The following is a 7,772-nucleotide window of genomic DNA, read 5'->3' on the forward strand; positions in this document are numbered from 1 at the left end:
AGTGGTCTCCGGCCACCTTCAAACCGGTAGCGCCGAGGTGTGGAGCTGAAAACTCGTAAAAATCGAGGTGCCCTTAAAAATCATTGGCTGGGAATGGTATTATCTCAGCGCGATCTTTGACGATTATAGCCGCGACATCATCGCGTGGACTCGCCTATAGGTTACATGAATTGCGGCTATATACGTTTAATGAGACCCTCTGCGGCAAGCGGTTTCATCATCTCGAACAGCACCCAGAACGGGAGCTCGATTGTATCAGAAATCTCCAAGAGAGACCGCGTGCCATCACAATAGGAAATCATATTTATCAGGGCACGAGAGTCATTTGCAGGGCCCTTCACAGAGATATCTGGGTAAAGGCCGCGCTTGCCCAATTGCGGCTCGCCCAGAGTAGTGACAAGTGGCACGAAGTCATTCTCTATGATAAAGATGGCTCGCTGCAACGCCGTAAACCCGCCTTCCAGACCAGATGGCGTCACAACATTCTCCAAATCATCCAATGACGTATGATATTCAGGGTACTTGCCGTATTTCGAACGCATAATAGTGGCCACAGGCAAATCGACACCCGGAGAACAATATTGCCGCTCATCGCTGCCGCGATCAAGCCACGAGTAAACTGCGTAGTTTTGGTCGGTATGTTTCAAAACGTGCTTTGCAACGCTATCTGCAATCGTCGCACCGTTTCGAGACGGAAGGAACGAGTAGCAACGATTATCCCCTACGCAAGTGATGTTAAATCCGGCCTTGATATTTGCCTTCATCGCCTCGAGATTACGGCTTAAGTAAACAATAGAGCCAATCGTTTCAGGAACAAAAACAATGCGGTACGTGTATTTTCGTGTCGGAAGAGACGAAAGCCATTTGGCAAGTGCTATTGTTACGACCGGCCCAGACAACTCGTTGTTGGCCATCGACGGATGGCAAACGTACGTAGACAGGAAAACTTCCTCGGTTGTCTCGCCGGGTAGGATAATCTCGGCATAATTCAAAACGCCAGGGCCTAAGTCTGCGTCGACAACCACGTGATATTGCCCCGGTAGCAACTGATCGCGCGCTGTTTGGCTAAGGCAAAAACCCCAACGTCGTTTGTAATATGATGTGACATAAGGGATGGCATCAGGCTGATCTGTCATTGAATAGAGATGGGTTTCGAGTTCTTCCAAGTCCATCCACGCATCCACGGGTTCGGAATAACCCATAACATGCAGGTTGCTTGACATCGTATCAACGATCCGATTGCCCTTATCATCTTCGATATAAGCGCGTCGCAGCACCCATTCGTCCGGTACATTCCAATCGAAGGCCTGTGTGCCGGACGGCACCTCGAAAACCTCCAACGATGGGATTTCTGCACCCAATCGCTCGAGTGTTTGACGCAGCCCCGGACCTGTAAGCGACCGGTTTATCGGCCACAGTTCGGTGGCAAGATCATGACACCATTGCCCCACGCCATTTTGGAAAATATCAGACGCATACTGTTCACCGTTCAAGGTCATACAAATACTCCAGCGCCTTGCCTTGCTCAATCACGGCCTTGGTCTCTTCAAACAAAGCCTTGGCGCCTATCACGCGCATACCGCACCCATCGCCCGGAAGCTGACCACTGTAAAGACCCAGATCCCAAAGGCGTTTTCCCATCCGATCAACGCTGGTTCTGACACCTTTTTCAATGTCGCGCACAAAGATACTGAACGTGCGTTCTTCTGTGTGTCCAGACGCGTCTGTATAGGGACCGGAAAAGTTCTTATGGAAGCGATATGGAACCGACAATTTTTCTTCAACATGATGGTAGAATGTCATCGAGTTCTGATCTGGCAGGTCGATAACGGCGATTTGCCCATCCAACTCAGTGAGCTTTGCAAACGGTGAGTCTGGCCCATACCCAGAGTGGTTTGTAAGCCCTTCAAAGTGATCCGCACCTGCCCCGATTGCTGCAAATGAATATATTGGATGGCCTGTCCGGACGGCCCCGGGCCACAGTCGAGCCGCATTTGTTAACGCGCCCATTTGGCTCTCGGTCGTATTGATGTCGAACGGCACGCCACTCGTGAAATCGAAGTTGAACAAGGGAAACAGCAACGTGCCCTCTGATCCAACGGCTTTCTGGAGAGCGCTAATAACGTCATTCGGAGTAGTGCAAAATGTTTTCAGCGTCCGTGAAATGGAGCTATGGACAAGCAGCACACCTCCCTCGGCTATTCCACATTGGGAATAATACTCAGCCAGTTCCGGCATGTTTTACGTGTCCTTTCCGCAATGCTAAAGCTTGGGCAAGCCCGCAGCCATATATTTGCAGTAGCACGAATTTTGGCCCCAGGTAAACTCGAGACGGTTCAAGACTGTGCGGCAAATAGCTAGTGCGGCGGACCAAGGTTTTGGGCAAAGAGAGCGCAGCATGGCTTCCCGAGTTGCATTTGCGCAACAACTCATTTGCGCTACCTTCAATCAGTTAAGTGAAGGTATTTTCGACTTCTTCCGCAAAACACTGCCCGATAAATGGCGCGAGTTCCGCGACACCGACAATTTCCACGTCGTATCCCTCAAGGAATATAACGTGAGTGAGGTCAATTCGGTCGCAGGGATACGCATAAAAACCGGAAAATTGCGGCCCTGCGGGTGCTACCCGGGGGCCGCTGCGGCGTCCTGTCGTGTCTCTTTTAGAGCCAAAACGATCGAGGCAGCGGTTTTCCTTGCCATATGAGTCGGGTCGTATTCGGCCAGAAGCGGGGCATAGCCCCGGTCGACCATGCCGGTGTATGATTTCCGGCTCAGGCGATCGAAGGCAGCTGCAAGCTTGGCCCTGTCCGGCGTGAACAACAGCGCGGTTGCCAATGTTTCAGCGCCTTGCCACTGATGAACGCCCGGCAGATCATGATACCAAGTCACGCCAAAATGTATGACAGGTTTTTCCATTAACAGCGCCTCCCATCCGGCGGTCCCGGTGACAGGAGCAACGCATTGCGAGTGCTTAATCAGATCGAAAGACGGCACGTCGGCAGGCAAATAGCGAACATTCGGCATCGCGTTCAGTCGACGGTAAAAGCTTTCCCCACGCATATGATAAGTTTGCTTGGGGTTTTCCTTAGCATAAATCAGCATTCCTTCGGGAAGGACAGCCGAGAGTTCCTCTAGGGCGAGAAGTTGATCGCCAAATCGAAGGCCAATCGTGTCTGTGGTCATTTCTGGTTGCAGACTCAAAGGAAAATAAATGAACTTTTCATTCCGATTGAAGTCGCTCATGTTGTGCGCGCTTTCAGAAATAAGCTTGTATTGATCCGATGCGCAGTTTATGCGAACATTGCTTCTCGCTAGGGATTTAGGATTCCAAATGAACGTGAATGCAAGTAGTTTAAATAGAAACTTCAGGCATTCTTTTCCTAGTTTCTTTCTGTATTTAATTCGCAATTCTCTTTTAATATTACTCTTCATATAGAAGGGTTCTTCAGGCGCATCGGCAAGCGGAATCGTTTGATTGCAACCGTTCACGGTCTTGAACACGCCGTAATCTTCAATTTCCTTCATGATCCAAAATCTTTCAGGAAATGGGCTTTGGTGACAGATTAAAACCTCTAACCCCATTGCTTTAGATAATCCATATAGAATGATCAAAGACCCTTCGTGTGGAAAATTAGAGAACACTACTGTCGTAATGCGTTGGCGAAGTAAAACATCATAAAAGAAATTTGCAGCAATATGGAAAACATTATCTAGGGCATTCCAACTGCGCAATACCGAAAATTCAAGAAGATAGTTTCGCGTAAAGTGACGCCGAAACATATCAAAATAATTAAACAAAATATGATCTCTTAGATCATGAGGCAAAAAAATCCCTGCAGGAGAATTTAATTTAACATCTCTGACATCGGAGTGCATGTGTGTTTCGACACCTGCATCAAAAGGCTTTTCTCCTTTGTGAGGATCCCTGATCCAGGCCCCGCAATCAATGCCCTCGTTCAACAACGCTTCGCATTCGTTATCATGAAAGCCAACAAGAAATATGCGCTTTCCGCTCAGAGTGTCGGCTACCACTGTCATTGAATGTCCTTCGGGCAATAATTTTATATCCGACATTCCCCAAGTGGCCTGCCGCGTCACGTCTACATCGCGTGATCAGGCCAGAAGATCAAGTGTTCACTCTTAAATGGATCTGTACGGCATCACCGACTAACCCTGCCTCTTCAAGCTCTTCTTCGCCAATATAATCGACTTTATATGTCGTTCACCATCGATGGTCGATACATCCGGCTCAAATTTGATTGTTGATGCCACTTTTCTGTGTCTAGAAACAAGCTTGCATCGCGTTGGCCATTTTTGGTGACCAGGTGGTGACTCAAATTTTGAAACACGTTTAGCGCCCCTTAGGGCGCTGTGTAAGTCACTGTTTTATTTGCATAATTTGGTTGCGGGAGTCAGATTTGAACTGACGACCTTCAGGTTATGAGCCTATAAGCAAACAATTTCAATAGGTTAGCAAAAACAGGCACTTAGCCGATAAGCCTTTGATTTTACAAATTTGTGAACCAAACATTGAACAATATTCGCATGCTTTAGCCCTCAAAACCCGTCGGAAAAAGACGTACGCGCGTTGACATGGCGTTGACATGAACATTTGGCACCAAATGCAAGTTAATCGCTTTCAAACTTAGCATTCGCCCCTGATCGCTTGGTCGAGCCGACACAACACCCTGCCCGAACCGGTAGTTCGCAAGTGACGCTGTGACGAACTGCGGCCAGCCCAAAATACCCAGTCGCAGCCTGGATCCTCGTGGGTGCAGCATTAGACATGTTCGGCGGACTCCGGACCTTCGCCATAGCTGCGAACCGGATATGCATCGGGGTAGAAAGCCGACATTTAACCCATGACGAACGCGGGCATCACGCTGCGCTGTCGCAGGTCGGCTGTACGCCGTCCTTGCAAGTTTGCCGGGACGCAGTGAACGGCGCGCTACTGCGATCAGCCACAAACGTTCCAAAACGGGTTGGGTTTTGCTCGGGGGTTCTGACCGTGCTAACGTGACGAAGACGCTGAAGTGGCCAACGAGGGACAGAAACCACCGATATCGGCCCAGATAGAATCAGACTACATCCTGCCACCAAATTAGCTCGGCCAACGCCGCTTGGCTCGCATTTCGTTTTACTGTCGCGAACCGCGAAAGATGGTGTAGCATGACCCAGCTTCCGTCGGGAAAGGCGACCTTCGATGCGGTACTGGCATCCAAGCTAACAGGGTCGGATCATCACTTCATCACGCCTCTGGATGAGCTATTATGAATCTGCATTCTACTCGGCATCGAAGGCATAAGAGGGCAGTTCGATCGTAAGGATCTGCAGGCCGTCGTCGATCAGCAGGCGGATCATGTCGTTCTCGCGGACATAATCGAGCGTGAAATCCTCAAAGACATAAGACCCCTCGGCTGACCCAGAGGGATCGGACAGATCTGACAACAGCGCGGTGGCAAGGCTCGACAGTGTGCGCCGCTGCAACTGCTCGATGAAATAATCGGCTTGGGTCTTAATATCCTTTACCACCGGGTTGCTGGGACGGAACTTATCGGCACGCGACATTAGCATCGCACCGTTCATGGGATTGCCACCAAAAGACGGATTGACAAAGGAAAATTCCAGCGGTCCGGCGACAGCGGCAACCGGCAGCAGGGCGATCAGGACGGCGGCGCAGACCCTCATGATCGGATCTCGCGCATTTGCCCGGTCAGATCGACCAGCGCCAGATAGAAGGCCGCGAACAGCTCGTCTGTGACAGCATCATTGACAGCGCGACCGCCCTCGATCTCGATCAGCAGATCCGTTACCGGATAGCCCATGGCCGAAAGCTTGCGCAGCGTGGCGCCGACGGTCGTCTGCTTGTGAGCGCTGGCCACCACACGGCCCGACTGCACATCGGTCATGTAAAGCACGACGCTGATCCGGTCGGTGCGGCGACGCTCGGTCACGCCGACGCCGTTGACCATCAGTCCATAGCCGTCATCGGTGATATTGGGATCATAGCCCACAACCGCGCCCGACAGCAGGTAATCGACCGGGCGCAATTCGTCGATCGTGATCAACCCCTCGACCATAGGGGCCATCAGTGTGCCCAGCACGGTGTCGGCGGGGGGCAGGCCCGCGCTTTCCTTGCGTTTCAGGTTGAACTGTTCGGCGATCCGCCGTTCGGTCAACAACTCGGCCAGGTTCTGCCGGTCCATCTGGTCATAGGCTTGGTCAAACGGCGCCTGCCCCAGCAGATGCTTGAGAATTTCGACAGCCCCCTGGCTGACCGCGCGCGACGGATCGGCATAATTCTGGCTGCCCGAGGGGCGGGTGCTGCCGGTCTTGTCCTCGATTGCGATGACCGCGACCACCAGCGGCGGCGCGATCGGCGCAAAGGCCAGTGCCGGTGGCACCGGCACGGCCGCATCGGGGGGCACAGCGCAACCTGCAAGCCCCACAAGGCAGAGTCCGGCCAGCAGCGGGCGCAGGCGCTGCGCCCGGCCGTATCCTTGTCTTTGCATGTCAGGCACCAGAGCGTGTGATCGTGACAACGCCATTTTCGGACGTGAACACCGCCGACCCCGACCCCACCGCCGTAACCGCATGGGTATAGGCGTTCAGCGCCGGGTCATAGGATACGTCGAATTTGTGGTCGCTGCCGACAAGGTTCACATCGAACGAGGCCAGCCCATGGGTCACCGACACCGCGTTGCGATCCCCCAGCAGCATGACCGTGCCGACATAATCGGCAGGATCATAGGTGCCCTCATGCGCCGACCCAACCGTCAGAACGTTTTGCGAGCCTACGATCACCGTCTGATAGGCGAACATCTCGCTGATCTCGGCCAAATCGTTGAACGTAATCCAATTGCTGTCGCCGGCGATCTCGTTGTGAAACTCGCGCGGGGCCAGTCCAGAGGCTCTCAGCACGTTATCATTGCCCTGGATCCATGTCGCCGAATTTTTCAGGACAGAATCCCTGATTTCGAAGATGTTATAGTCGCCCGCGGCACGGAAATCATAATCAGCGGCCTGGACATGGTTGAAAAGCATCTCGTTCCCGGACCCTTCGACGTCGACAGCAAGCCCCAACGACTGGTCCATGAAGAAGCGGTTCCAATTGCCACGCACCCTCGCATCAAGCGCCAGGTTGCCGCCAACGCTATCGAAATTATGAAACGACAAGAGGTTTCCAGACCCGAGAATGTCAACATTCTCCCGCAGCACCTCGCTTCCACCGTTTGAACCCGGATCGAAAGCGAAATCCTCCATATCATAGGTGTTTCCATCCCCGGCGATAACAACCTTGCTGCGGCCACTTCCCATTGCGTCAACGACCTGCCTGACACGGTTGTCATTGCCAGCAATGGTCATGACCCGGCTGGGTTCAGACCAAAAGTAGTCAGACCTGCCCCTGCCGATCCGCAGATCAATGTCGTTCCTGTCGCCGCGCAGATCGAAAAGCGCACTCTGTTCAGCATCGATATTAAGGGTAATCAGGTTGGAACTGCCGCGCTGCACCACGCCGACGTTTGTGAAAAGCCGCTGCGCCATGTCCAGGGTGTTATCGTCGCCTTCCATGTCGAGGCTGGTGGCGTTATCGTCCCCCATGTGGCTGATCGAGGCATCGTTGCCGATCCCCGAAAGCTTGACATCCATCCTGTTATCAAAGCCTCCGCCGAAGCCTTCGTCGACGGCTTGGGTCAGATCAAGCCTGTTGTCTGCCCCGTTCAGGATGACAGCGACGCTGGAAGACATGCCGCCTTGCCCGATGTTGACAA

Annotated in this window: 6 protein-coding genes and 1 pseudogene; 1 reads left to right on the forward strand and 6 read right to left on the reverse strand. The window is 52.6% G+C overall.

Annotated features, from left to right (window positions below; all coding sequences use genetic code 11):
- Window positions 1–176: 176 nt before the first annotated feature.
- Both ACEN2R_RS20275 and ACEN2R_RS20280 read right to left on the reverse strand, forming a co-directional pair.
- Window positions 177–1,499, reverse strand: coding sequence for a DUF4910 domain-containing protein (locus tag ACEN2R_RS20275; protein WP_442044675.1), 1,323 nt, complete (start codon window positions 1,497–1,499; stop codon window positions 177–179).
- On the reverse strand, window positions 1,483–2,238 hold the full coding sequence (locus ACEN2R_RS20280) for an AAC(3) family N-acetyltransferase (RefSeq protein ID WP_442044677.1): 756 nt from the start codon (window positions 2,236–2,238) through the stop codon (window positions 1,483–1,485). Before ACEN2R_RS20280 ends, ACEN2R_RS20275 begins: the two co-directional genes overlap by 17 nt.
- A 199-nt stretch (window positions 2,239–2,437) precedes the next feature.
- On the opposite strand from ACEN2R_RS20280, the pseudogene ACEN2R_RS20285 reads away from it, so the two are divergent.
- A pseudogene (locus ACEN2R_RS20285) lies at window positions 2,438–2,560 on the forward strand (IS630 family transposase); the annotation flags it as partial.
- A 62-nt stretch (window positions 2,561–2,622) separates the two neighbouring features.
- Here the strand turns inward: ACEN2R_RS20285 and ACEN2R_RS20290 are convergent.
- The 4 genes from ACEN2R_RS20290 to ACEN2R_RS20305 form a co-directional block, all read right to left on the reverse strand.
- Window positions 2,623–4,038 (reverse strand): capsular polysaccharide export protein, LipB/KpsS family, encoded by a 1,416-nt coding sequence (locus ACEN2R_RS20290; RefSeq protein ID WP_442044678.1) that lies wholly within the window; start codon window positions 4,036–4,038, stop codon window positions 2,623–2,625.
- Window positions 4,039–5,283: 1,245 nt separating this feature from the next.
- Window positions 5,284–5,688: a curli assembly protein CsgF gene (locus tag ACEN2R_RS20295; protein WP_442044679.1), complete on the reverse strand. Its 405-nt coding sequence runs from the start codon at window positions 5,686–5,688 to the stop codon at window positions 5,284–5,286.
- Window positions 5,685–6,512: a CsgG/HfaB family protein gene (locus ACEN2R_RS20300; RefSeq protein WP_442044681.1), complete on the reverse strand. Its 828-nt coding sequence runs from the start codon at window positions 6,510–6,512 to the stop codon at window positions 5,685–5,687. Before ACEN2R_RS20300 ends, ACEN2R_RS20295 begins: the two co-directional genes overlap by 4 nt.
- Before the next feature lies 1 nt (window position 6,513).
- A partial coding sequence (locus ACEN2R_RS20305) for a hypothetical protein (protein ID WP_442044683.1) occupies window positions 6,514–7,772 on the reverse strand: 1,259 nt, incomplete at its 5' end.

This window comes from Pseudogemmobacter sp. W21_MBD1_M6 (assembly GCF_052119585.1).
Taxonomy (GTDB): domain Bacteria; phylum Pseudomonadota; class Alphaproteobacteria; order Rhodobacterales; family Rhodobacteraceae; genus JBGQOJ01.